This is a genomic window from Oleiphilus sp. HI0125 (assembly GCF_001635355.1).
In genome coordinates this window covers 1-835 of sequence record NZ_LWGF01000674.1, presented here as the reverse complement: position 1 = coordinate 835, position 835 = coordinate 1, and the positions used below count along the sequence as shown (strand labels likewise).

The window sequence follows — 835 nt, the reverse complement described above, 5'->3', positions numbered from 1 at the left end:
GCAAGTCCCGGATAAGAGGTGACATCGTCAAATATTTTTAGCCACAAATTTGCAATATGGTCATCTGCAACGGTGTATTGAATGAGGTTGGCGTTGGCCATCTCTATGAGATCTTCGACTTCTAAATGTTCATCGGCATGAATAACGATGACAGGAGGAATTCCTTTCGCGACAAATGACTCATTAAGTTCGAGTAAATGTTGATTGAAGCTGCTGCTCTCCCGAACGAATACGGTTTTTCCAGAGAGGTCATCAATGCTTTTTAAAATGGGAGCGCTCTTATTGGCGACAATGACTTCTTTAACTTGTTTGATGGTAGGGATTGAAAAATCTGCGAATTGCTTGCGTTCAGGTGTAATAGTTAAGTTGGCAATGGCGAGTTCGGCTTGCCCTGACTCTAATTTTTCAAAGAGTTCATCACGCGTTACGGGGATTGCAATCACTGACAATGCGCGTCCTTTACGACGTTTCTTGTAACGCTTATTTAAGTACTGCTCAAAGGTATTGAGCATCTCGTAACTGAGACCGTGCTGGCGCGCTTTATCAAGAAAAAAATGTGTTTTGCTATAGGTAACGAGAACACGGATTGAGCCGCGCTCAATAATTTCAAACAGGTCATCGTGATGCACTGCGCTCAGTGCATCACGGAATTCGGCGTTCGCGACTGAATATAAATCTTCGGTTTCAGGCGTATCCTCTGAAGTAGCTTTTTCTTCGGCGTCAACGGGTGTCTGGACATCGCCTGCGCTTGTGACGCTAGAGTCCGCATAAGACAAAGGGGCAATCAGATGAAGGCTAATAAGAATAAGGAATATAAAGCTGTGTATGTACAAGA

The 835-nt window shown here is 43.8% G+C and carries 1 protein-coding gene; it reads right to left on the bottom strand.

Annotated features, from left to right (window positions below; translation table 11 throughout):
* The coding region (locus A3762_RS09740; RefSeq protein WP_156493363.1) for a transporter substrate-binding domain-containing protein at positions 1 to 776 on the bottom strand (776 nt) is incomplete at its 3' end.
* Positions 777 to 835 lie beyond the last annotated feature (59 nt).